The 25,186-nt window shown below is 59.9% G+C and carries 20 protein-coding genes; 11 read left to right on the forward strand and 9 right to left on the reverse strand.

Annotation, left to right across the window (positions count from 1 at the left end):
• The first annotated feature begins 76 nt into the window (after nt 1-76).
• Together J4G14_06565 and J4G14_06570 are read left to right on the forward strand one after the other, a co-directional pair.
• Entirely contained in the window at nt 77-1,603 is a 1,527-nt protein-coding gene (locus J4G14_06565; protein MCE2457462.1) for an MFS transporter, read from the forward strand.
• Nucleotides 1,603-1,800, forward strand: coding sequence for a hypothetical protein (locus tag J4G14_06570; protein ID MCE2457463.1), 198 nt, complete (start codon nt 1,603-1,605; stop codon nt 1,798-1,800). Before J4G14_06565 ends, J4G14_06570 begins: the two co-directional genes overlap by 1 nt.
• Here J4G14_06570 and J4G14_06575 read toward each other — a convergent pair.
• The 3 genes from J4G14_06575 to J4G14_06585 all read right to left on the reverse strand — a co-directional run bounded on the left by J4G14_06575 (nt 1,797) and on the right by J4G14_06585 (nt 5,917).
• Nucleotides 1,797-2,915 carry an acyl-CoA/acyl-ACP dehydrogenase gene (locus J4G14_06575; GenBank protein ID MCE2457464.1) on the reverse strand — a complete coding sequence of 373 codons (1,119 nt, stop codon included), beginning with the start codon at nt 2,913-2,915 and terminating at the stop codon, nt 1,797-1,799. The two genes, J4G14_06570 and J4G14_06575, sit on opposite strands and share 4 nt — an antisense overlap.
• A gap of 23 nt (nt 2,916-2,938) precedes the next feature.
• Nucleotides 2,939-4,171, reverse strand: coding sequence for an acyl-CoA dehydrogenase family protein (locus J4G14_06580; protein MCE2457465.1), 1,233 nt, complete (start codon nt 4,169-4,171; stop codon nt 2,939-2,941).
• Between the two features lie 111 nt (nt 4,172-4,282).
• Nucleotides 4,283-5,917 carry a SulP family inorganic anion transporter gene (locus J4G14_06585; GenBank protein MCE2457466.1) on the reverse strand — a complete coding sequence of 545 codons (1,635 nt, stop codon included), beginning with the start codon at nt 5,915-5,917 and terminating at the stop codon, nt 4,283-4,285.
• A 234-nt stretch (nt 5,918-6,151) separates the two neighbouring features.
• Between J4G14_06585 and J4G14_06590 the strand changes: the two genes are divergently transcribed.
• The 5 genes from J4G14_06590 to J4G14_06610 all read left to right on the forward strand — a co-directional run bounded on the left by J4G14_06590 (nt 6,152) and on the right by J4G14_06610 (nt 14,601).
• Nucleotides 6,152-7,417 (forward strand): DNA helicase UvrD, encoded by a 1,266-nt coding sequence (locus tag J4G14_06590; protein MCE2457467.1) that lies wholly within the window; start codon nt 6,152-6,154, stop codon nt 7,415-7,417.
• Between the two features lie 46 nt (nt 7,418-7,463).
• The gene (locus J4G14_06595; protein ID MCE2457468.1) at nt 7,464-9,230 is read left to right on the forward strand and encodes a Rieske 2Fe-2S domain-containing protein; all 1,767 of its coding nucleotides are present in this window, start codon (nt 7,464-7,466) and stop codon (nt 9,228-9,230) included.
• A 44-nt stretch (nt 9,231-9,274) separates the two neighbouring features.
• On the forward strand, nt 9,275-10,141 hold the full coding sequence (locus J4G14_06600) for an SMP-30/gluconolactonase/LRE family protein (GenBank protein ID MCE2457469.1): 867 nt from the start codon (nt 9,275-9,277) through the stop codon (nt 10,139-10,141).
• Nucleotides 10,142-10,209: 68 nt separating this feature from the next.
• Nucleotides 10,210-12,255 (forward strand): immune inhibitor A, encoded by a 2,046-nt coding sequence (locus J4G14_06605; protein ID MCE2457470.1) that lies wholly within the window; start codon nt 10,210-10,212, stop codon nt 12,253-12,255.
• A 102-nt stretch (nt 12,256-12,357) separates the two neighbouring features.
• Nucleotides 12,358-14,601: a xanthine dehydrogenase family protein molybdopterin-binding subunit gene (locus tag J4G14_06610; GenBank protein ID MCE2457471.1), complete on the forward strand. Its 2,244-nt coding sequence runs from the start codon at nt 12,358-12,360 to the stop codon at nt 14,599-14,601.
• Between the two features lie 68 nt (nt 14,602-14,669).
• On the opposite strand, the gene J4G14_06615 is transcribed toward J4G14_06610, so the two are convergent.
• Entirely contained in the window at nt 14,670-15,797 is a 1,128-nt protein-coding gene (locus tag J4G14_06615; protein ID MCE2457472.1) for a hypothetical protein, read from the reverse strand.
• Between the two features lie 239 nt (nt 15,798-16,036).
• On the opposite strand from J4G14_06615, the gene rplI reads away from it, so the two are divergent.
• The 4 genes from rplI (at nt 16,037) to J4G14_06635 (ending at nt 20,253) form a co-directional block, all read left to right on the forward strand.
• A complete protein-coding gene (gene rplI, locus J4G14_06620; protein ID MCE2457473.1) occupies nt 16,037-16,624 on the forward strand; it encodes a 50S ribosomal protein L9 in 588 nt (195 codons plus the stop codon).
• Nucleotides 16,625-16,696: 72 nt separating this feature from the next.
• On the forward strand, nt 16,697-18,088 hold the full coding sequence (dnaB, locus tag J4G14_06625; GenBank protein MCE2457474.1) for a replicative DNA helicase: 1,392 nt from the start codon (nt 16,697-16,699) through the stop codon (nt 18,086-18,088).
• A 76-nt stretch (nt 18,089-18,164) separates the two neighbouring features.
• Nucleotides 18,165-18,791: a DnaD domain protein gene (locus J4G14_06630; protein MCE2457475.1), complete on the forward strand. Its 627-nt coding sequence runs from the start codon at nt 18,165-18,167 to the stop codon at nt 18,789-18,791.
• A 55-nt stretch (nt 18,792-18,846) separates the two neighbouring features.
• The gene (locus J4G14_06635; protein MCE2457476.1) at nt 18,847-20,253 is read left to right on the forward strand and encodes an ATP-binding protein; all 1,407 of its coding nucleotides are present in this window, start codon (nt 18,847-18,849) and stop codon (nt 20,251-20,253) included.
• Between the two features lie 134 nt (nt 20,254-20,387).
• On the opposite strand, the gene J4G14_06640 is transcribed toward J4G14_06635, so the two are convergent.
• The 5 genes from J4G14_06640 to J4G14_06660 form a co-directional block, all read right to left on the reverse strand.
• Nucleotides 20,388-20,591: a hypothetical protein gene (locus J4G14_06640; GenBank protein MCE2457477.1), complete on the reverse strand. Its 204-nt coding sequence runs from the start codon at nt 20,589-20,591 to the stop codon at nt 20,388-20,390.
• Nucleotides 20,592-20,594: 3 nt separating this feature from the next.
• On the reverse strand, nt 20,595-21,188 hold the full coding sequence (locus J4G14_06645; protein MCE2457478.1) for a phosphatase PAP2 family protein: 594 nt from the start codon (nt 21,186-21,188) through the stop codon (nt 20,595-20,597).
• Nucleotides 21,173-21,592, reverse strand: coding sequence for a hypothetical protein (locus J4G14_06650; GenBank protein ID MCE2457479.1), 420 nt, complete (start codon nt 21,590-21,592; stop codon nt 21,173-21,175). Before J4G14_06650 ends, J4G14_06645 begins: the two co-directional genes overlap by 16 nt.
• Nucleotides 21,593-21,643: 51 nt before the next feature.
• The gene (locus J4G14_06655) at nt 21,644-22,570 is read right to left on the reverse strand and encodes a branched-chain amino acid transaminase (protein ID MCE2457480.1); all 927 of its coding nucleotides are present in this window, start codon (nt 22,568-22,570) and stop codon (nt 21,644-21,646) included.
• A 688-nt stretch (nt 22,571-23,258) separates the two neighbouring features.
• The gene (locus J4G14_06660) at nt 23,259-25,043 is read right to left on the reverse strand and encodes a DEAD/DEAH box helicase family protein (protein ID MCE2457481.1); all 1,785 of its coding nucleotides are present in this window, start codon (nt 25,041-25,043) and stop codon (nt 23,259-23,261) included.
• Nucleotides 25,044-25,186 lie beyond the last annotated feature (143 nt).

Raw genomic sequence — 25,186 nt, forward strand, 5'->3', positions numbered from 1 at the left:
GACTCGTTTAACATTTCTCGAACTCCCCGTATGGCCGCTCAGCCTCGGTGCGCCGCGAGGCGGAAGGAAAAGCGACTTGGCACGTAGGGCAGCCGGCAATCCCATCTTCTACGGATGGTTCATAGTCGCTGCGGGTTTCTTCTCCCTGTTCGTATCGATGGGTGCGAGGAACGGCTTCGGCGTGTTCGTCGTCCCCATGACCGGCGACCTGGACTGGACACGCACCGAGATATCAGCGGCCATAGCCGTCGGTATCCTCGTTAACGGGCTATCTCAGCCTTTTCTCGGCAGACTCTACGACAAGTACGGTGGCCGCATAGTCATATCGCTGAGCCTGCTGGTGCTCGGCGTGATGACCATGCTGCTGGCATTCACCAGCAACTTCGGCACGAACTTCGGGTTCCGGCTTGACTTCGGAGTCGTGGACATCACCCTCTCGGCAAGCCTGCTTTTCCTGATAGGGATCTACGGGCTCGTAATGTCCACCGCATCGAGCGGTGTATCGCTGGTGACCGTACACGCCATACTGGCGAAGTGGTTCTACAGGCGTCGCGGCATCGTGCTCAGCGTCTGCACTGCGGGAACGTCAGTTGGCGGTCTGATACTGACCCCATTCGCCGCATCGTTGATCCTGTTCGCACACTGGCGCGTGGCCTGGGTGGTGCTGGGAGCATTCGTCCTGGTGCTCGCTCTCCCGCTGGCAGCCACCATACTTAGGGACAGTCCCGAAGAGATCGGCGAAATCCCGGACGGACGAGAGGGCACGGCGATGTCGCCGGGGATGGCGGCGTTCCTGAAGGTCCTCTGGCTTGTGGTCTGGTTCGTCATCCAGCTATTTGCGCTGCCTCTGGTGGCCTTCATCAAGCTGGTCGCCCTAATTACCAAGGACAAGAGCGATTCGCAGACTACCTCCACAGCCCCTCCACCCCTGGAGTCAGACAGCTGGAGGGACTCGTTCAGGTCTCCGCCGATATGGCAGCTTTCAGGAGCGTACTTCGTCTGCGGTGTCACAACGCTGATTATCTCGACCCACTACGTGCCGTTCGCAATCGACCTCGGAATAAGCCCGGCCGTGGCCGCGCTCGCTTTCGGCATGATGCAGGGACTCAACGCCGTCGGCGTGCTTGTCGTCGGCATTCACTCAGACAAGTTCAGCCGCAAGAACCTGCTCGGAACGATCTACTTCATGCGGTTCTTCGCGTACGTCATGCTTGTCGTACCCAGTATTCTCAGCGATGTCTTCGGAGTCGGAATCCCACCGTCGATCGGCATATGGGGATTCGCGTACCTCGCTGGAATGTCCTGGATAGCCACGCCTCCGCTGACGTCGTCGCTGACCGCCGATATCTACGGCACCAAGAACCTCGGTACGCTGGGCGGCTTTACCACGTTCGCCCACCAGATAGGCGGATCGCTGAGCGTGGTGGTCGCTGGAGTCCTGTACGACGTGACCGGAACCTACGTTGTCCCGTTTGGACTCGCAGGCCTTACGCTGCTGGGGGCGACAATTGCGAGCTACTCGATCAGAGAGCGCACCTACTCAATGCGGTACCAGCCCGTGTCCCCAACGCCAGCAGTAGCGACCGTCGCTGACGGCGACTGATGATCCTGCTGTCCGCGCTTACCCACCACGGGGAGCCGGGCGACCCCGTGCTTCTTCAGTGGATCAACGACCAGATCAACGCGATACTGGGGCTCGGCGACTTCGCAATGGTCGCGATACTAGGCGCGGCGGTCATAGCCATCCCGATCGGGATATTCGGCTTCCTCGCCCTGCAACGACTCCGGGGCTGGAACTAGATTCCCAGGGTCTCCCCTATTCGACGACGGTGGAACCGCGGGTCTCCGAGGTAGTGGTAGAGGGTGCGTGACATCTTCGTGTGAAGCGTCAGACCGTACTCACGCACGACTCCGATGCCTGCGTGGACCTCGTGGGAGTGGTTGCAACCCTGGTAGTAGCCTTCCGAAGCAACGGCCTTGGCCAGATGGACGCTGGTGGGATCCGGACGCCCGCTGTCGAGCTTCCAGAGTGCCTCGTAGGTGGTCCATCGCGATGAGTCGAGGTGGTTGACCATCTCGACAATGTGGTCCTGGACACGCTGGAACCTGCCGATCGGTGTGCCGAACTGGATGCGTGTGCGCGAGTAGTCGAGGGTCATGTCGAACACCGACTGGGCTCCCCCAACCTTGTAGGCACAGAGTATTGGAATTGCTTTATCGAACGCCCTCTGCATTGGTTGCCATCCACCTCCGACCTCGCCGAGGACGGCGTCTGCCGGGACCTCGACGTTCTCGAAGGTGACCTCCCCTACCCAGCCCATGAATCCTGAGAGCAGCCTTGTCGAGAGGCCGGGCGAGCGTGCGTCCACCATCAGAAGGGTGACGCCCTCTTCGCCTCGCCCACGGACCGCGCAGATGAGGGTCGTTGCCGCCGCCGCATCATGGACGAACAGCTTGGTACCGCTGAGAGAGTAACCCGAGTCGGTCGGCTGAGCGCGCATCTGGATGCTGCTCGACTCCCAGCCATAGTCTGGCTCGGTCAGCGCGAGGGAGACGATTTCGCGCCCGCCTGCTATGTTCGGCAACCATCGCTGCTTCTGTTCGTCTGTACCGGCCTCGGCTACGATCAGGGCCCCGAGTACTCCCGACGAGAAGAACGGTCCGGTCAGCGGCCCAGAGCCAAGCTGCTCATATACGACTGCCACGTCAGTCAAAGAGCTGCCCGCACCGCCGTACTGCTCGGGAACAAGCATACCGAGCCATCCGATTTCGGATGCCTTCTGCCACGCTTCCTCGGAGCAGCCCATTTCGGTCTCGTCGAACTCCAGCAGAGCCTCTTTCGAGCACTCGCGCTGCATGAAGTCCCGGGCAGTGTTCCTGAGAAGTTCCTGCTCTTCTGTTAAGGATAGGTCCATTCAGTGTTCCTCGAGTCGGGTGTCTACGCCAGCCTGCCGGCCTGCTCTCTTACCTGTCGGCCGATGCCGAGTCGGCGGGCCATGATGACCTTTTGTATCTCAGCCGTACCACCGGGGTGCATTGCGACGATGCTGGAGCGCTGGAAGACCTCCATGTGGCCTTCGGACTGGTCCCATTTGGGATCGTCAGTCAGGGCGTATGGCCCGAGTACCTTGAGCATGGCCTCAGCAGACCTGAGACCTGACTGCTTCCTGTATAGCGAGTGTTGAGGACCCTCGTGGGCCAGCTTCTGACCCGCGTGACGCATCCAGTAGTTGCGCAGCCCGAACAGGCGCGAGATTTCGGCCTCCACGAACACGTCGACCAGAAGCTCGCGTATCTCGGGGTCCTGGGTTAGCTGCCTGCCGTCCTGCTTGAGATTGGCAGCGTACTCGAAGAGCCTGTCGACCAGGCGGTTTCTGCGGATTGTGCCGCCGGAGCCGTGCTCGAGTTCTAGGTGAGTGGTCGCGACCTGCCAGCCGTTGTTCTCGCCGCCGATCAGGTTGAACGCGGGTACGCGAACGTCATCGAAGAAGATCGTGTTCTTCTCGCCAGTACCGGCCCCGCCCTCGCCGCTGGTGATGAGCAGGCCCATTGGCTGGATCGTGATGCCTTCGGTTTCTGTTGGGATCATGAACCAGCTGAGGTTCTGGTGGCGGTCTCCGTCCGGGTCGCTGCGTGCGATCGTCCAGAGCATCTCTGCGCCGTGCGAGCTGCCGACGTACACCTTCTGGCCGTTGAGTACGAAGTCGTCCCCGTCTCTCACCGCGCTCATCTGGACTCCAGCCAGATCGGAGCCTGCCCCCGGCTCGGTGAGGAGCTGCCATGTGCGGACCTCGCCCTTGAAGATCGGTGGGAGGAAGTGCTCCTTCTGCTCCTCTGATCCCCAGACGAGAACGCTCGCGCCGCCGAGCCGTCCCCCACTGTCGTAGTAGGGCGGCAGCGAGAGGTCGTACTGGTCGAGTTCCTCCTCGATCACGATAGCGTGGTCTATGGAGAGTCCCCCGCCGCCGTACTCCGTCGGAGCGGTAGGCCACAGCCACCCCTGGGAGCCCAGCCTTCGTCCGAGGTCACGCAGCTTCAGGTAGCCCTGGTAGCTAAGGTCCATCGAGTCAGCAGGGTACTCGAGGCCTTCGGGCACATTTTCTTCCAGCCAGTCCTTGACCTGTTGCCTAAACTCCTGCTGCTCGGGGGTATATCGAGGCTCGAAGTCCATAGTCCAGACGCTCCTGGGAGATTACATACGGATGGTGGGGCAGATTGTAGTACCGGATGGAGGGAGGGTCAAACGCGGACAGGGTCAGAGATTTGAGGAGAGGACCTGAATCTAGATCTTCAGGATCTCCCGTGCAATCTCTCTCGCCTCGTCCAGGGTTGCGACATCATGGTTCTCGGGAAGACTGTGCAGGACGTTCAGGGCATGAATGGTCTCCGAGGGCTCTCCGGAGAGTCCCACCACAATGCACTCGGTATCCTGGGCTATTGCAGAGTCGATCATCTGCTCCACGACCAGGGCCGCACTATCGTCGACATACACGGAATCGGAGAAGTCGAGAATCACTAACTCGTGCTCTCGTATGTCCTCGCTGATCGTATTTATCAGCTTGTTCGAGGAGGCGACTGTGAAGCTGCCCCTGAGAGCAATCAGTCCGACCTGCGCCGAGAAGGGATCTAGATCGTCCGAGTCGTCCAGTCCGAAGAATGTCTGGTCGAGAATCGGCACGGAGATCACACTGTCCAACTCGAGGCGCTCGAACTGGCGCGCGTTCGCCAGGCCTGCGGCAATCAGGCCGATAGCCACGGCAGTGATCAGGTCCAGGAACACCGTGAGGAACAGGGTGATGAACATCACCAGCAGGTGTTCTCTCTGTACATGGCGAATCCGGGTCAGGAAACGCCAATCGAAAATGTCCCAGCCGACCTTCATGAGAATGCCGGCCAGAGCCGCGTGTGGAATAGATTCGACGTACTTCCCGAGCCCAAGTACCAACGCCAGCAATATGATGGCACGTATAGCCCCCGATATCTGGGTACTCCCACCGGCGCGAATGTTGACGACCGTACCAAGCGTAGCTCCTGCGCCTGGAAGCCCCCAGATGAATCCCGCGGCCACGTTTCCGATGCCCTGGCCCACGAGCTCCTTGTCCGGGTTGTGGCGAGTGCGGGTCATCGAGTCGGCTACGAGGGATGTGAGCAGGCTGTCAATCGAGCCGAGCAGGGCAATCGTCAGTGCGGGCTGCACTGCACTCGCCAGCACGCCGATGGAGAAGTCAGGAAGCCTGAAGGCCGGCAGTCCGGTCGGGACGTCGCCAATTACAGGGGTACCCTTAAGCCACAGGACTCCCAGCAGGGTACCTGCGACCAGTGCGACCAGGGTCGGGGGCAGGAATTTGCGGAGACGAGACGGCCATATGATTCCCACGACGAGGGTCGCGACGGCAATCACGAGAGCGCCGTAGTTTATGTCGTTTACGGCATCCGGCAGGGCACGCAGGGTTCCCATCGGCCCGCCGGTGGCGACGGACTCGCCCAAGAACGGCAGTATCTGTATCAGGATGATGATTATCCCGATGCCGGACATGAACCCCGAAATGACTGAGTACGGGGTGTAGGATACGAAGCGCCCTATCCTCAGAACGCCCAGCAGGATCTGAATGGTCCCCGCCATGATGACAATGGTGAACGCCTTGGCGAGGCTGTCCGCGTGGGCCGTGACGATTACGGCCATCGCAACGGACATAGGGCCTGTGGGGCCGGAAATCTGGGACCGAGTTCCTCCGAAGACCGCTGCGAGGAAGCCTACGGCAATTGCGCCGTAGATGCCGGCAAGTGCTCCCAGTCCGGACGCTACGCCAAAGGCGAGCGCTACCGGAAGACCGACTACCGCTGCTGTGATGCCTCCAAAGACATCCCCTCGGAACGTTTGGAGATCGTAGCTGAAGTTAAACTTTAGAAGATTCAACTATTGCGATACTCGCGACAACTGCCCATCGTCGCTCTCGAAGCCGCCTCAGCCCAGTGCAGTCTTACCCCCGGCTGGGGGTCCACCGTTTCGCAACAGGAGGACAAGTACCGGGCGAGGAGAGGCACTGATCATATAATCTAGGATGCTCAACGCATCAATGTTTATTTATCTTAATCGAGACCATATGTCAACTACCAAGGGGCTGAAGTGAGCAGGTGATAAGATCGTCGTATGACCTACACAGCCGACCTGCACATACACTCTTCGTACGCATACGCAACGAGTAAAGACCTGAACTTCGAGAACCTCGCCCACTGGGCGAAACTCAAGGGAATCGACCTCCTGGCGTCAGCGGATTTCACACAGCCGGAATGGTTCGAGGAGTCGCGAGCCAAGCTGACTGACACCGGCGACGGTCTGTACGAGCACGATGGCGTGAAGTTTGTTCTGGGGACCGAGGTGAGCTGTGTTGCGCGTGTGAACGGTCGTAGCCGGCGGACTCACATCCTGGCATTCGCACCAAGCCTCGACACCGTGGGCAGGATCAATACGGCCCTCGCCGAAACAGGCGCCAAGCTCGACGGCGACGGCAGGCCCACACTGACGATACCCCCGAGGGACCTGCTGGAGATTCTGCTTGGCATCGATCCTCGCTGCTTCGTCATTCCTGCCCATATCTGGACTCCATGGTTCGGTCTGTTCGGGTCCAAGTCCGGATTCGACTCCCTCGACGAGTGCTTTGGTGACCTGACCGAGCACATCATCGCAGTGGAGACCGGCTTATCAGCCGACCCGACAATGTGCTGGCGTGTGCCGGAGCTGGACAACCTGTCCATCGTGTCGTTTTCGGATGCCCACTCGCTTCCCAAACTGGCACGCGAGTTGACGATATTCAATGGCGAGCCTAGCTACGACAGTCTGGTCGAGTCGCTGAGGTCGCAGGACATCGCCTATACGATCGAGTTCTTCCCCGAAGAGGGTAAGTACCACCTGTCAGGACATCGCAAGTGCGGCGTTCGCTACGAGCCAGACGAGGTGGCCACCCTTGGCAGCGCCTGCCCGGTGTGCGGGAGAGCCATGACCCTTGGTGTCATGCAACGCGTCGAGGACCTTGCCCGCTGGAAGGCGGCCGCCCCTGAAGTCGAGGACGGTCTTGTCATGTCGCCAGACGGCAGGCCGCCGTACAGGTCCATGGTATCGCTCCAGCAGGTGCTCTCGGAGACCCTTGGAGTCGGGGTAAACACGAAGCGCGTCCGCACAGCCTACATGAGCCTAGTGGAGACGTTCGGGAACGAGATGGAGGTGCTGATAGACACGCCCGCCTCTGACCTGGAAATCGCCCTACCCTCGCACGGCGACCGGTTCGCCGAAGGAATCGAGAGGGTGAGAACAGGCGACATCCACATCGAACCCGGCTTCGACGGGCAGTTCGGCGTTGTCAGAGTGTGGCTGGATGAGGCCAAATCAAACAAGTCCCGACAACCTCTGTTAATCTGAGCATAAGAGCTATATATACGAGTTGAAGTTGGGGCTGGAGGGTAACATGACTTTAGCTACTGAGAAGCTGCTGAGAGTCGGGACGGTGGAGGAAGTCCGGGAGCGCGGATGCAGAGTTGTTACCGGCGGCGGTCACACCATGGCGGTGTTTCCCTGGGGCGATGATTTCGCCGCCGTGGACAACCGCTGTCCGCACATGGGGTTCCCTCTGGACAGGGGCACGGTCAGCAACGGCATCCTGACCTGCCACTGGCACCACGCGAGATTCGATCTGTCCAGCGGCGGAACATTCGACCCGTTTGCCGACGATGCCCGCTCTTTCCCGGTGTCGGTCGTTGATGGTGAAGTATGGGTCGATCCTAGTCCGCCCGAGACCGATCCTGTCCCGCGATGGTCCCGCCGGCTCGAAGACGGCATGGAGCACAACATCCGGCTGGTGATAGCCAAGTCGGTGCTCGGGCTCAACTCCGCCGACGCTGACTATCGCGTACCGCTGACCATCGGCGCTGAGTTCGGCACGACGTACTCAGACAGCGGCTGGGGGCAGGCGATGAGCATGATGACCTGCTCCGCCAACATGCTCGATCACCTCAATCAGGACGACCGCTCACTGGCGCTCTACCAGGGGATCAGGCATGTGGCATCGGAGTGCGCAGGAAGACCTCCAAGGTTCCTGGTCGATCCTCTACCGACAGGTGAGACAAGGCCGGAAGTGTTCAAGCAGTGGTTCCGCGACTTCATCGAAGTCCGGGACGACGAGGGCGCGGAACGCTGCCTCAGAACGGCAATCGACCTCGGCATCTCGCAGCGAGAGATTGCAGACATGATCTTCGCCGCAGCAACCGACAGGGTCTACATAGACGCAGGGCACGTGGTCGACTTTTGCAACAAGGCGTTCGAGCTTCTCGATCACATCGGCTGGGAGCACGCCAGCCTGGTGCTGACAAGCCTCGTCCACGGCATGGCGACCGCTCGCAGGAGCGAGGAGCTCAACTCGTGGCGCAACCCCATCGATCTTGTATCGATGGTCCAGGAGGCGAGAGCGGCGCTGCCCGACCTGTGGGCCGAGGGCAAGGCAAGTCGTGGCCAGCTTAAAGCTGGGCACGTAAAGAGGCACGATGAGGAGTCACTCGTTGCAACCATTCTGGAAGATGATCCGGCTGACACGCTCGATGCATTAAAGGAGGCCGTGAGGGTCGGCGCCACTGCCGAGCAGATCGGCAGCGCGGTCGCGTACGCGGCGTTCCTCAGGATGGCGCGCTTCCACACGTCGAACGAGTTTGGCGACTGGGACACCGTTCACAATACCCTGACAGCGGCGAATGCACTGCATCAGGCGTTGCTCCGGGCGCCGTCCGTAGAACTGCTCCGCGCAGCGTTCGACACGGCCATCAGCGTCTATCTCGACAGGTTCCTGAACATGCCAGCGCAGCGATTGCCGGAACCCAACGGGGTGGGATCCTCGGAAGACATCGGACAGGAAATTCTGGACACCATGAACTCGCAGCAGCAGGTCGAGCAGTCGGCGAGGCTGGTGACGGACTACGTCGCCGGTTTGGACGACCCGGACAGCGTTCTATCCGTCCTTGCACACGCAATGCTCCGAGAGGACTCGACCTTCCACCACTTCCAGATCGTCGACGCCGCTATCAAGCAGTATGAGCTTCGCAGGGGCACCGATTCGGCACGGCACGTGCTGGTGGGCATGTCCAGGTTCCTTGCGGCCCACTACCCGACGCCGAGGTCGGTCAACCAGACTTTCAATATCGCAGTCCGCCTGAACCGCGGCGACGAGATATTCCGGGAGGAGTAGTGGCCGGAAACTCGAGCCCAATTGGAAAAACAGGAGCACCTATTATGCCGGACCGACTCGCTGAAATCGTTGAATCATCTGAGCCCGAAAAGCTGGCCACCGGTTTCCAGTTTACGGAGGGGCCTGTGTGGCACCCGGACGGCTACCTACTGTTCGTGGACATCCGCACGAGCCGCATATACAGGCTGGAACCAGGAGGAGAGCCGGAGCTGTTCCGTGAGGACAGCGGCGAATCCAATGGCATGACGTTCGACTCGCAGGGCAGGCTCGTGGTCTGCGAGATGATCAACCGGAGGGTCACGCGGCGGGAGGATGACGGCTCCTACACCGTTCTCGCGGACTCCTGGAACGGTCAGAGGCTGAACCGCCCGAACGACGTCGTGGGCAATTCGGACGGCAGCTTGTACTTCACCAACCCGGGCAGGGAGCGTCTTGAGCCATCGCAGGTCGATATGCAGTACAACAGCGTCCACAGGATCAGGCCGGACGGCACGGTGGACATGACTGTACCCGGCTTCGGATATCCAAACGGACTCGCATTCTCGCCCGACGAAAGCGTGCTGTACGTCGCGAATACTCGGCCAGGTCAGTACATCCTCGCGTTCGACCTGGATGACAGCGGAGACGTGCGAGGCATCAGACACTTCGCGGATATGCCGTCTGAGACCGCGACCAACGGCGTACCCGACGGCATGAAGGTGGACGTGGAATGCAGGGTCTACTGCACCGGCCCGGACGGCTGCTGGGTGTTTGACCCAAGCGGGGAGCTAATTGGCATCATCAGGCTGCCCGAGTACCCGGCAAACTGCGGATGGGGCGGGTCTGACAACAGGACGATGTTCTTCACGGCTAACACCTCCGTGTACAGTCTCAGAATGACCACGCCGGGAACGGCGATTCCGAGAGCCTGAGACTCTCGTATCACAACCCGATCGTGACCTGGGGCGTTGTATCCTGTACGAGGAGCAACGCCGCAGATATGAGACGTACACGAATTCGACCTGTCATGTGGGCTGCCGCCAGCGCAGTCGCACTCATCACAGCCGCCTTGGCAATGGCCGGCTGCGGAAATACCGGCAGCACCGAGCCCGCGCTGCCGGAGCCAACAGTAGCTTCGGACATTCAGACAGTCAGGGCAGAAGCGACGCCAGTACCCGAGCCGCAAGTCCCGCCTACGGTGTCTTCAGCCAAGGTCACGCCAAAGGCCGTTGAGTCCTCTGTCACTCAGAGTTTGACAACCCCTTCGAACCCCGTGATCCCTGTGAAGGTGGCGCCCGTGCTGCCTGATCGAGTCGTGCTGAACGAGGTTGACCTGCCGGACCGGGACCTCGCCGAGCTCGCAGTCCGGTTGCGGGGAGCTAAATCCAGCGTTTCGGAGGCAGGATCAACCCCTCCCATGTCAGTGGGTGACCAGCGAGACTTCACGATTACAAACCTCGAAGACGGCTCCCCGCGACTCATCACCGCGACGCTGCAGGTGGTCAGCGATAACGCCTACTGGTTCGTTGAGGATGGCGTAACATTGGCTCGGGACGACCTGGCCCAGGCCGCAAGCGTCTACGAGCATCAGGTAAGGCCCGCAGTAGTAGGGACCCTGGGAGACATCGCCAGTCCCGGCCTCGACGGAGATCCGCGCCTGTTCATCATCCATGCTGTTCTGGACGGAGCAGCCGGGTACTTCGGGTCGAAGGACTCGTTCCCGTCCGAGGTACACCCTCATAGCAACGAGAGCGAGATCATCTACCTGGACAGCCGTGCCGCACAGCATGGAGTCGACACCCATCTGGCCATCATCGCCCACGAGCTTCAACATGCCGCCCACTTCGACAAGGACGTCGGAGAGGAGTCCTGGGTCAACGAGGGACTGTCTGAAGTCGCGACCCAGTTGGCCGGGTACAGTGTGCAGTCGCCGCGTGCGTTCATGCGTCGTCCGGATACACAGCTCAACTACTGGCCAGACTCTCCGCGTTCCACATACCCTCACTACGGGGCAGCCGCGCTGTTCTTCACCTACGTTGGGCAGAGGGTCGGAGGGGTCGAAAACCTTGTTGAACTGGTGAATGAGCCCCTCGACGGGATTGCCGGGGTCAGATCGTTCCTGAGTGAACACGACCTCACCTGGCACCAGGTGTTTGCCGACTGGGTCGTCGCCAACTACCTGGACGCCGAAGACGAGCGCTATGGCTACCTCGATCGGAGAGTAGGCATAGGCCCAGTCCGGCGACTAGCCGCAGGTGATGGCAGGCCCGACAGCCTGCCCCAGTACTCGGCGAGATACTTCCGCGTGGATACCGATGCCGAGTCCGGGACAATCACCTTCCACGGTGACACCGAGGTCCGCCAGGTTGGGACCGACTGCCCACAGGGACCCACCTGCTGGTGGAGCGGGCGCGGCGACGGCATCGACACCAAGCTGACGCGCGAGTTCGACCTCACAGGCCTCGACAGGGCGACACTCGAGTACCAGGTCTGGCACGAGATCGAAGAGGGCTGGGACTACGGATACGTCCAGGTATCGGACGACGGCGGAGAGACCTGGTACATCCTTGAGGGCGCGCACACTACCAACGACAACCCCAGCGGCAACGGTTACGGTTCTGGATACACCGGGGAGAGCCGCGAGTGGAAGCGGGAGTCGATAGATCTCACCGAGTTCACCGGTGGCCCTGTGCTCGTGAGGTTCGAGTACGTCACAGACGACGCTGTCTACCTCGACGGGATGTTGATAGACGGTGTATCCATCGCTGAACTCGGCTCTGCAAGCGCCGATTCCGAATGGCAGGCCGAAGGATTCAGCATGGCCGGCCACAAGCTCGCTCAGGACTTCATCGTCCAGGTGGTTACTTCCACGCCTGACGGCGAATATACCGTTTCACAGATGCCTCTGGACGCCAGCAACTCCGGCTGGATGAGTCTGACAACCCCGGGCGACGGCGGCGAGATCGTGATTGTCGTGTCGCCGGTAACAGCAGGAACCCGTCACGAGGCTGGCTACGTGCTGGATTTCGAGGAGAACCAGGGCTGAAGTCGGCCCTCGAATGCCCCCATATCATGTGTCGCTGCGCTGTATGGTAGGATACCAGCGGTGCTAAAAACACTCTTAAACACTTCCTAAGAGGTACGACACATGACAACGGCAACGCGCGAGTACAAGGTAGTCGGCACAAGACCAATCAGGCATGACGGAGTGGACAAGGTGACTGGACGCGCCGTCTATGGCGCGGACATGAACCTGCCCGGAATGCTCTACGGCAAAGTGCTGCGCTCACCACACGCCCACGCGAGGATCAAGAGCATCGACACCTCGAAGGCTGAGGCCCATCCAGAGGCGAAGGCTGTCGTGACAGCGTCGATCTTCCCACCGTCAGACCCTGTGGGCCCGGCGGCTGTCCTGGGACAGATGCCCCAGGACAACATCCTGGCGAGGGACAAGGCGTTGTACAAAGGCCATGCAATCGCAGCCGTGGCAGCATCCAGCCCGCACGCCGCAGAGGAGATACTCGCCCTGATCGAGGTCGAGTATGAGCCTCTTCCGGCGTACAGAGACGTTCAGGAGGCAATGGCCGAGGATGCCGTAGCCCTTCACGACACCTGGTCGAACAACCCTGACCTTCCCGGAGGCGTGAACGTCGCCTCGCAGGAGGTGTACGACTTTGGTGACCTCGAGGCAGGCTTCGAGGAAGCAGACCACATCTTCGAGCGTGAGTACACCACGAAGACAGTCCACCAAGGATACATCGAGCCTCAGAACGCGACCGCGTGGTGGGCGCCGGACGGCCGCCTGACCGTGTGGTGCTCAAGCCAGGGCCACTTCGGTGTCAGGGACAACATCGCCCGCATTCTCGGTAAGCCGGTGTCGCAGGTCAAGGTAGTGCCTCTGGAGATCGGCGGCGGCTTCGGTGGAAAGATTCCCCCATACCTGGAGCCGGTCGCAGCGATGCTGTCCAAGCTGAGCGGGCATCCGGTGAAGATGGTCATGGACCGCACTGAAGTCCTACTCGCGACCGGCCCGACTTCTGGCGCGCTGGTGCGGCTGAAGATGGGTGTCACGAACGAGGGCAAGATCACCGCAGCTTACTGCTGGGTTGCCCTGGAGGCCGGGGCCTTCCCCGGCGCGCCTCTTTCGGGCGCTGCCTCAGCCGTCTTCTCCCCTTACGCAATCGATAACGTGCGCATCGACGGCTTCGACGTCGTCTCCAACAAGCCGCGCACGCAAGCCTACCGCGCTCCCGGCGCCCCGATCGTGATGTACTGCACCGAGTCGATACTGGATGAGATCGCAAACGCTCTCAACATAGACTCCGTGGAGCTTCGCCTTCTCAACGTCGCTCGACAGGGCGACCGGCGCGCTGACGGCGTGATGAACGGCCTCATCGGGGCCGAAGAGGTCATGCAGGCCGTCAGGGAACATTCCCACATGGCTGCGCCTCTTGAGCAGGTCGAGGGCAAGATGCGAGGTCGTGGCTGGAGCATGGGCTTCTGCCGCAACAACACCGGCATGGCGTGCGTGGTCGCGAACGTGCTACAGGATGGCACGGTCAGCCTGATTGAAGGCTCCGTGGACATTGGCGGCTCCCGCACGGCAATCGCGCAGCAGTTCGCCGAGGTTCTCGGTGTCCCGGTCGAAGACGTCAACCCGTCCATAGGCGACACCGACACCATCGGCTACACATCGGTTACCGGCGGCAGCGGAGTCGCATTCAAGTCGGGATGGGCCGCGCACGAGGCTGCCATGGATGTACGCCAGCAGCTAATCGTCCGCGCCTCGCTACTGTGGGACACCGACCCTGATAACGTCGAGTACGTCGACGGTATGCTCCAGCACAAGTCGGACTCCGAGCTGCGAATGTCGTTCAAGGATATAACCAGCAGGCTTCCAGAGACCGGCGGACCCGTGGTTGGACGCGCAAACATGAACCCTGGCGGCTCTGGCGGCTCCTACGCCGCGAACATCGTCGACGTGGAGGTCGATCCCGGTACCGGCAAGGTGGAGATCCTCCGGTACACCGCGATCCAGGACGCCGGATTCGCCATACACCCCTCCTACGTGGAAGGGCAGATCCAGGGCGGTGCCGTACAGGGCATCGGCTGGGCCCTCAACGAGGAGTACTACATGGGCGACGATGGCTCCATGATGAACACCAGCCTTCTCGACTACCGGATGCCTACGAGCCTCGACCTGCCAATGATCGACACGTTGATCGTCGAGGTCGGCAACCCCGGCCACCCGTTCGGTGTCAGGGGCGTCGGCGAGGCGAACATCGCTCCACCGCTGGCGGCGCTGGCCAACGCGATCCACGACGCGACAGGAGTCAGGCTGAACAACCTGCCGATGAACCCGCAGTCGGTGGTCGCCGCACTGGAAGAGTAAACTAAAGTACGAGGCCGACGTCCTAAACGGGCGTCGGCCTCATGATGATCTCTTTTGCTTCAGGCCAGTTACGCGAGCGCGCGGCGCAGCGACTTTCCGAACTCCTTTCGCTGCCAGCGACGGACGTCAGGGTCTTGCATCTCCGACTCCAACTTGTCGGGGGCGCGCGCGATACGCTGTAGGCTCCTCATCGGCCAAATCAGCGCCGGATCGAGCGACAGGTCCTTACCCCGAGCGATGCGCCATTGCTTTAGCTTGGCGAGACGACTGCTGAATGCCTCGCGCTGGCCTCTTGGTATCCGCGGCTGTCGCGGCTGAGCGGGGCGTTTGGGCGGCTTGGACGACTGCCCTTCAGCGATTGCCTTACGGATTCCTCTTGCCATGCTCCCGCGAGAGAAGTTGCCAAGTCCGCGCACCCGGCTCAGATCGGAGTTGGGCTTGTCAGCCAGCGTGATCAGAGCCATATCAGGTATCACCCTGAAGTGCGGCCTCCCCATCCTGACTGCGTGGTCCTCACGGAAGTCCACGAGCGACTGGAGTATCGCAAGACCCTGATCGTCGAGGCTGCGCCAGCCCTTGACGTTGAACACGGCCATATCCGGGTCAGGAGGATCGTAGCGGGTCGCGGAGAGTCGCTGGCACTCCTCTTTCACCCAGTCCTCACGACCGAGCTTCCGCAGTCGCTTCCCCAGAGCTTCCCTGAGTTCGTGCAGGTAGCGAACATCGTTGGCAGCGTAGTCGAGGGCCTTCTGACTGAGCGGACGGTTGCTCCAGTCAGACCTCTGAATGCGCTTCTCCTTGGGGATGTCGACGCCAAGCTCTTCTTCGAGCACGTTGGCCAGTCCGAGGCGAGACATCCCAACGAAAGCCGCCGCGATGTTCGTGTCGAACATATTCTCGATGTGCATGCCCCAGTCGCGGTCCAGGCTGAGCACATCGTGGCTGCCAGCGTGCAGGACCGTCTCGACCTTCCTCGTCGCCAGTACGCTGCCCAGTGGCTTCATGTCTTCGAGCGCGAGCGGATCGATCACGAACACATCACGCGGTGTGGAGATCTGGACGAGGCAGACCTGCTCGGGATATCTGAAAAAGCCATTGGACTCGAGGTCCAAGCCTATTCTCCGAGCCTTGGAAATCTTCGAAATGGCATGACTAAATCCGGGCTCGTCGGCTACTAGCTCGTACTCGTCAGTCAAATGTCCGCTGTCTCCGTGGATTCACTCTCAGGCGTTTCTGTCTGCCCATGATACTAGGATTTGTCCCGGTACGCTGGTTTCTGCTCAAACTCTGCCCCAGACCCACTTTGCCCTTCCCGCAAAGCTGTGATACCATTCGGGACAAATGTTCTTATACTCAACTGGTACGACTCTGTGGCACAATAGTACAGTTGGCCATCCGGCGAAATCCCCGAATAGTTTCCTGAGGTAACCTTGCCATGCGAGTCGTATTCTTGGAAGATGTGCCCGGCGTAGCCCAGGGCGGCGATGTAAAAGAGGTTAAAAACGGCTTTGCCCGCAACTACCTGATACCGAAGAGCCTGGCGACTCCGGCCACGCACAATGCGCTTCAGCGCATCGCGAAGCTGCAGCGACAGGCCCAGGTCACCCGGGTCAGACAGCTCGAGGATATGAAGGAGCTGGCGGCTGAGCTGGACGGAAGCCAGATCAACGTCGAGATGCGTGCAGGGAGCACGGGTCGGCTGTACGGGTCGGTCACTGCTGCGATCATTGCGGCGAGACTGGCCGAGTTGACCGAGAAGGAGATCGACCGCCGCACGGTTACCCTGAGCGAGCCGATTAGAGACCTTGGCGAATTCGACCTCTCCCTGGACCTCCACCCCGATGTGCAGGCGGGAGTCTCAGTGCTGGTCTACCCGACCGGCACGACGCCGGAGGCCTACGTGGAGTCGCTAAGGGCCGCCGAAGAGGCTGCAGCAGCCGCAGCGGCGGAAGCCGAGGCACTCGAAGAAGACGAAGACTACGAAGAGGAAGAATACCCGGACGACGAAGAGGAGGAGGGCTGACAAGCCTGACCCCGATTCGCGAGGTCACCAGCCCCGCCGGGTAGAGTATCGATCCACCGTGCGGAGGCAGCCGTGGTTAGCGACCGTCTTCAACCCCATGATATTGGCGCCGAGGAGTCGGTAATCGGCTCCATACTGATCGACGGCGAGTCGATTGCGCGCGTCACCAGTATTCTCAGACCGACCGACTTCTACAGCCAGCGCAACCGCAAGTGCTTTGAGGCGTGCATCGCGCTGTACGAGAGAAACGGCGCGATCGACCAGATCTCCGTAGCGCACGAGATCTCCTCCACCGAGGAGGGTGCGCTTGAGCAGGTTGGCGGGGCCGAGTACCTAGCCCGGCTCGTGTCGACCGTACCCACGTCGTTCCACATCGAGCACTACGCCAACATCGTGCGTGAGGCGTCGATTCTCAGGCACGTCATCCGCGCCGGCGGAGAGATTGCCGAGCTTGGTTACGATGGCGGACCCGAGGTCGAACCTGTGCTCGACAGGGCCGAAGAGGTGGTCTTCGGCATCCGCAGCGGGCGGAACGACAAGGGCTTCACCCACATCCGCCAGTACCTCGACAACTACATGGAGGAGACAGGTGCGCTGCACGACCCCTCCAGAGTCTCGCTTGCTCCGGTAGTGACAGGGTTCCCCAGCCTCGACGAGCTTCTCGGCGGCGGGCTACAGCGCTCTGACTTGATCATCCTCGCGGCAAGACCCAGCCTTGGAAAGAGCACGCTCGCGCTCAACATGGCACGCAACGCGGCGGACCAGGGCTACTCGGCCGCGCTGTTCAGCCTGGAGATGAGCGGCGAACAGATCGCGGCGAGGCTCCTGGCGTCCGAGGCCGACATCGACAGCCACAGGCTGCGCATGAACCTGATCCGCGAGGACGAGGAGGTGCGAGTTCTCGATGCCGTCGGGCTGCTGTCCGACCTGCAGATCTACGTGGACGAGACTCCGTTCCAGTCGGCCATGGAGCTGCGAAGCAAGGCTCGCCGGCTTCAGCAGGAGAGCGGACTCGACCTGCTGATCATCGACTACCTGCAGCTTGTGGACGTCGGCAGAAACGACAATCGCGCGGTCGCACTGGGCGAGGTATCGCGCTCACTGAAGGCGCTTGCCCGCGAGTTGGACATCCCGGTAATGGCCTGTTCCCAGTTGAGCAGGGCAATCGAGCAGAGGCCGAACCACAGGCCGCTGCTGTCCGACCTTCGAGAATCCGGCTCGATCGAGCAGGACGCCGACGTGGTGGCATTCATTCATCGTGAGGACCAGTACACCTCGCGAGAGGACTGGGAGCGTAAGTCCCCCACGGACCCGTACCCCGAAAATATCGCGGAGATCATCGTATCCAAGCACCGGAACGGACCGGTCGGGACAGTGCCGCTATACTTCCGCAACGACCGGGTGCGATTCGAGCCGCTTGCGGAAACAAGCCCAGCGCGTGCCATGGAGTACGTGGGGACGTGAGGATTCTCCACTGACGCCAAAGCAGAAGCAGACGGAGCCCTACCCAGGCTTTCCACGGAGGGTACACAGAGTACCGGTGCCCGCGCCGCTGCTCGGGTCGCTGCTCGCCCAGATAGACGACATGGCGGAGCTCAAGTGCACGCTGAGGGCAGTCGCACTGCTCAGCCAGAAGAGGGGTTATCCGAGGTTCGTCACCCTCCAGGAACTTCAGGCCGATGAGAGTCTCCTGCGAGCGATTCCGGTGGAGGGTGAAACACAACCTGCTGAGCTGATCGAGAAGGCGCTGGGAAACGCGGTGCGAAGAGGAACTCTCGCCTTCGCAATCGTCAACGCTGACGGCAGGCGCCAGCCCATATTCGGGCTGAACTCCGAGTTTGACAGAACGGCGCTGGAGAAGGCCGCCTCGCAGCCTCCACCCTGGTCTGAGACGCACCAGGAGCCGCCGGATCCGTCCGTTGAGCGTCCGAATGTCTTCGAGATGTACGAGCAGAACATCGGTATGATGAGTCCCATGATTGCGGACGCGCTGCTCGAAGCCGAGGAGATGTATCCCGAAGAGTGGATCGAGGACGCCATCGAAGAGGCCGTTGTGCAGAACAAGCGAAGCTGGCGTTACATCTCGCGGATTCTCGAACGCTGGGAGCTGGAGGGCAGAGGGCCAAGGGACGTTGGCGGAACTCCACGAATGGCGGGGAGATACTAGACAGACCGTTTCTGTCGCTCGACGCCAGCTACGTCGAGTCACTAAGGTTGAGGCTATGGAGAACCTCGGGGACATCCTAAAGAGAATGCGGGAGAACCGTTCTGTCAACGGCGACAGCACCGGAAGTCTCCCGCCTGATGAGCCTGCCGAAGACGTCTGTCCGGTCTGCGACGGAAGGCTGTGGCTTGCGGTCGAAGCTCCGGTCGGACACGCGGACTTCGGGAAGGTAGAGCCCTGTCAGTGCCAGGCAGATATCGACCTCAGCGAGCGGTCAACCAGGCTGCGCCGCTACTCAAACCTTGGGTCGCTCTCCAGGCTGACTTTCGGCTCTGCGGACCCTGAAGGCATCGCCAGCGATCCGGAGAGCAAGCGCCTGTACAGGATTGCCTACGAGGCTGCACTCGCCTACGCTGAACAGCCACTGGGCTGGCTGGTACTGACAGGCCCACACGGCTCAGGCAAGACGCATCTCGCCGCGGCAATCTCCAATCACTGCATCGAACAGGGACGTCCCGTCTTCTTCGTCCACGTACCCGACCTGCTCGACGACCTGCGGTCCACATATTCGCCAACGAGCGAACTCTCATACTCAGAGCTGTTCGAGCAGGTCAATGAGGCCCCACTGCTGGTGCTGGACGGGCTTGGGACACAGAGTCCCACACCCTGGGCGCAGGAGAAGCTGCAGCAGATATTCAACCGGCGTGCTAACTCGGAGCTTCCGACAATCGTCACCACAGCCGCCCAGATGAGCGACGTCGACCCTTACATTGCCAGTCGAATGTCACGCCCGACGCTCAGCCGAGTGGTTGAAATTCGGGGCGACAGTCCTGCACCAACCCGCAGCCTGGGACGCGTACCATCCGAGATGGTCGGGCGCATGACTTTCGATACCTTCGACACCCGCGGCAATTCGGCCTCGGCTGAGCAGCAACGCAGCCTCACGTATGCGTTCGAGAGCGCGAGGGCATGGGCTGAGACACCGGACGGCTGGCTCTCCCTGTTCGGCGAGACTGGCGCGGGCAAGACCCACCTGTCGGTTGCGATCGCGGAAAGTCGTCTGTCACGAGGATTACCCGTCTTCTTCGCGTTTGTTCCTGAGTTGATGGACTATCTGAGGTTTACATTCGACCCCAACAGCCGTGTCGCTTACGACCGCGTCTTCGACGAGGTCAGAAATGCGCCTATGCTGATTCTCGACGATCTCGGCGTTGAATATCGCAGCGACTGGGCATACGAAAAGCTCTACCAGATCGTCGTGCATCGACATAACCAACGTATGCCAACGGTAATCACCACCAGCCTTAACGTGTTGGACACGACTGGGCCGATCGTCTCACGCATTCGGGACGAGTTGAGCGGGATGCTCATCCGGGTGGACGCGCCGGACTACCGCGTCAAGCGACGCGGAGGAAACAGGCAGGGCACTCCTGAACACCGTCCGCGACGGGGCAACCGCCGGTAGATGTCCGAGTACTGCACCTTCTGTGAGATAGTCGCGGGTCGACTGCCCTCCAGGGTAGTCCACGAAGAGGCTGACATCCTGGTGTTCAAGAACCGCTTGAACTGGTACGACGTTCAGCTACGACCCAGGAGGAGCTATGGGTAAGCGGGGAGATGCTGGCTCGCATGGGGCAGATTGCGGTCGAACTCGGGAGCGAGTCCTGCCCAAACGGCTACAGGACCGTCTCCAACTTCGGTGACGATGGCCAACAGTCTCAAATTCACGGCCATGTCCACTTGATCGGCGGCGAACCGCTCGGCCTCTACGTGAATGGGACGCTCCCGCCAAAGGCTCTCCACTACCTACGCCAGTCTGAAAATCCGAGCTAGCCTGATCGCCATCATCAGGATCGGCATCAGCAGGTCGCGCAACCTGAAGACGAGGTACGTGACCGGAGCCGCGATAGCAGCCCCAGCGAAAATGTCCAGCGGGTAGTGTACGCCCGCATACACTCGCGCCAGGCCATATAGTATCGCCGCCGCAAGGGCGAAGTAGCCGAGCCTGCGGTTGACTCCCCATATGCCAAAGGCCAGTCCGAATACCGCTGCGACGGCGTTCGAGGGAAACGAGGAGTCCGTCGGCTCGTAGAACAGCAGCGAGACATCGTTGTCCACGAATGGCCTTGGTCTGAAGTAGAAGAGGTTGAGGATGAATACGACGGAGTTGGACAACGCCATCGACGCGAGGGCCACGAATACGCCAAGCTGCCGCTGCACTCTGAGCTCACGGTCCGGATCTATGAACCACATGAAGATGAGCATAAGCGCAAGCGCGATTGGCATCAGGTAGTCGCTGACAACCCACTGGGCGACTCTGTCGATGAACGGCGCCGTTCCGACGAAGCCATTCATCAGCATGAACAGGTCCGTGTCCACAGCGTTCAGCGCCTCAGGCAAAAATTCCACCAGTACCTGAGGCTGTGAGCGAGCGAGAGGGCGTAGTTGGTGTCTCTCAGGCTGTCGAGGCCGGCTTCGGGGTCAGCTTCTGGACCTCGCATCCGGTGGTTGACGATAGACGTGACCACAAGCGTCGCTACGACCGCAGCGGAGGCTCCGAAAAAGAAGAAGAGCGCCTGAGTCGGGGCATCGAGGCCGCCCTCGTAATCGTTGATGTTGCGCGTGCCGGTCGAGAAGAAAAGCACGAACCCGCAGACTGTTAGCGCCAGCGCCAGAGTTCTTGCTATTAGCCGCGACTTGAATAGCAGCAGTCCCCTGACGTCACCTACTGAGAAGGCAAGCTGCAGGATGCCCAGTGTCGAGACAAATACGCCAAGACAGTAGTCGGTCGCAAAGGTGAACATAGTCGGTAGAGGTGGATGAGGCCGGCCGCTACACGTCGATGGCGCTGGAGCCTACTCCAGCGGAATCTCAGTACACCAGTCCTGGTACTTGGGGTTGCCGCCCCTGATCAGGTCGACGTAGGTGTCGCTGATCTTCTGTGTGATGGGCCCGACGCCGCCATCCCCTATAGGCCTCCTGTCCAGCGAGCCAACCGGCGTGACGTGTGCCGCAGTGCCGGTCAGGAACACCTCGTCGGCGAGATACAACTCGCTCCGACGTATGTTGCGCTCGACTACCTCTATGCCGAGCTCCTCGCGGGCGAGGGTCATGGCAGAGTCTCGCGTGATTCCAGTGAGGTTGTTGTCGGAGACAGGCGGAGTGAAGATCTGGCCGTTGTTGACCAGGAAGAGGTTCTCACCCGATCCTTCGGACACATCGCCGCCGGTCGTCAGCATGATCGCCTCGTCGAACCCGGCCAGTGTGGCCTCGGTCTTGGCGAGGATGGAGTTGACGTAGTGGCCGCTGATCTTCACCCTGGGAGGAATGATCGTGTCGTCGATGCGCCTCCAGGACGAGGTCGTGCAGTGGATCGCGCCCTCGGCCTCGATGTAACTGCCGAACGGAACGGCGATCAGGGTGAAGTCGCTCTCCAGTTCCTGGAGCTTGAGGTTGGCGACCAGCTCCTGGCTCTTGTAGGCGAGCGGCCTGATGTAGAGGTCTTGCTTGTACCCGCAGCTCTGCAGCAGCTCTATGGTTATGTTGCACAGGTCTTCTGTTGTGTACGGAATGTCCATGAGCATCATGCGGCAGCCCTGAAGCAGCCGATCGTAGTGCTCTGCCATTCGGAATACGTAGAGCTTACCCTGCTCTTCGTTCCAGTTGCCGCGTACACCCTCGAATACGGCGGTGCCGTAGTGGAGGGCGTGAGTCATAACGCTTACCTGAGCGTCTTCGATTGGGACTATCTGTCCACGGAAGAAGGCAAGCGATTTAGGCATCTGAATATACTCCCTGAGTAGTTGGATCGCCGCACATTATAGCCAATGGCTATCGCACGGACAATGAAGAATCGATACTTATGTAACTAAGATACTACTGCACATCCGGAATCTACAACACGGTGCAATAGCGTAGCTTAGTGCTGGGGGGCACTCAGCAGCAATAATGTCGGCTCCTGCGATCAGTACGACATCGTTTGGATGCCTTAGTGTCGAGCAACGATCTGACAACTCACTATTCGCCTGAACTTCTGTCAGTTTCAGTTTCTTCCGCCTGATGTCCAAGTTGTCTGAAATGGGAAGATCACTTTCAATGGCCTGAGATCGAAGCAAGTTACCGAAGAAGCCCGGGTTAGAAATCGCTCCCTTCGCGCTGTCACTTAGGAAAACAGGAATAAGAGTCTCCCATCGAGGGACACCTTGATCATTCTGCCAACGGATCTTGTAAAGTGTTAGCGTACCCGATTCAGGGCCCAAGATTCTGGTATATTCACCTTTGAATTCGGGCGACTTGGCGAAATCGACCAAATCTCTAAAGAACGGACTCGCGAAGTCCATAGGGACTACATTCTGCCTGCGTGTCGCGATCCGGCGATCCACTGTCACGCGCACGACTGTCGCACGAGGAGGAAACTCTGAGTATCGGCCCCGCAATTCCTCTGGCAGCTGAATTTCCAAGGTTCGCCCACTAACAGGCTGCTGAAAAAGGCTTGCTGAAGCCTCGTTCTTTGGGTTGGCGAGATACAATGCACTCACCAGTCCAACTGCCCTGGGGGTTATAGCCCTCCACATGTGCGAATAGGTTTTCTTGCTGCCGTTTCGCTTCCCGCGCGCGTTCAATTGCCGCATCAATTTCAGCGTCGGTGCGAGAGACGTCCATCGACCGGTTTGCACTCAGGATGGATGCGATATCCAGGCGCTCAAGGAGGTCACCTATGATTTCAGTTTCGAGTCCATCTCTATAGTCGTCGTCAACCTCGGCCATATCTTGAGCGATGCTCTCCACCCTATCTAGCATCATGCTAAGCGTCTTGTTGTCAAATCCATCTTCAGCCGTGAGGTTAAAGACAATGACTCGCTTCTGCTGTCCGTAACGATAAAGTCTACCGGCACGCTGCACGAGTCGGCTAGGATTCCAAGGCAGGTCATAGTTGACCAAGATGTGACATCGATCGTGCAGGTTGATACCTTCGCCTCCAGCTTCAGTTGAGACCATGAACTGGGCCGTATCGTTGAAAGTATCAATGTTGGTCCGCTTTTCGGACAGAGACATAGATCCGTTGATCTGGGCGACACCACCATCAGGATGGCGCTCTCTCAACGCTGTAACGAGATAATCCTGATTGGCTCGATATTCAGTGAAGACTAGAAGTCGTTCGTTTGCTCTGTAAATTGGATCGACAATCTCAGAAAGAAATCTTCTGAGTTTAAGATCGTCCCGCTTTACTTGTTTTGCTGTGGTAAGTAACTGGGCGATCTGCCTCTGCTCATCTTCAAAGAAAGGGTTGGCACCAATGTTGGAAACGACAATGGTGTCAGACACCTCTCCGAGATCGTCCGCGTTATCCAAGCCTTCTTCGAACGCTTCCTCCATCTCTTCTAGGGTAGGAACTAGGCCATCAACTAAGCGGCTCTCGTTTTCGCCTCGCAGCCGTGAGGCACGGCGCTCCAGCGCCCTCTCTATCGCTGCGATGCTTGATGACGCAAGCTTGCGATACGTGGTCATCACAAATCCAATGGCGCGTCCTGTTGTACCACCCGCCTCAGATGCCGCATAGCCGTAGCGTAAGTACGACTGCAACTGCGCATCAAACACTCTCGCAGATTCAGAGAGTGGGACATCTACTCTGTTCGTCGTTTGCCCACGAAAGATGAAATTGCCGCTAACGTCGGTGACAAGACTCTTACGATTGCGCAGTACCAATTCAGCGACAACTGCTGGGTCGCTGGAAATCCGCCTAAACCGCTCAACCAAATCTGGGCGAAGGAGTAGTAGCAAATTGACGAACTGGTGCGTTCTCCCCTGGTGAGGGGTACCGGTCAGGAACAAGAAGGAGTCCGTCATGTCCTTAAGCCTTTCGGCCAACTGGTACCGCTGTGTTACTGCTTGCCCTTCGATTCTGCTCAGGTGATGGGCCTCGTCGAAAACGATCACATCCCATTCGCCAGAATCGCCGAAAATCGGGCTGTGGCTGTCGGACTTTGCTCTATCTATAGATACAATGACCTTGTCGTACGTCGCCCAGTGCGAAGGCTGATTGATGTTGAAGTCCAGCCCGTATATGCGGAAGTCTTCGTTGAACTTGTACCGCATCTCATCTTGCCACTGACGTACTACGCCCGCCGGGCAAACTACCAGTACTCGCCTCGCTTGACGACGGCGTTTCTTTGCCGCGAGCAAGAGACCGATTTCAATCGTTTTCCCTAACCCCACATCGTCAGCGATAAGCCAGTTTGAGTGATCTGAATTCATTATCCGGTGAACCAGATCAATCTGGTGGGGCAACGGATCTACATCAAGTCGGTCGAGCGCGCCTGTAAGAGGGTGTCTGAGAAGTCATTTCAGGTAGGGACAGCCAGTCGGCGTAGCATCAGCCTGACCATGGCAGCATACAC

The organism is Dehalococcoidia bacterium, assembly GCA_021295915.1.
GTDB lineage: Bacteria > Chloroflexota > Dehalococcoidia > Lucifugimonadales > UBA1123 > VXRN01.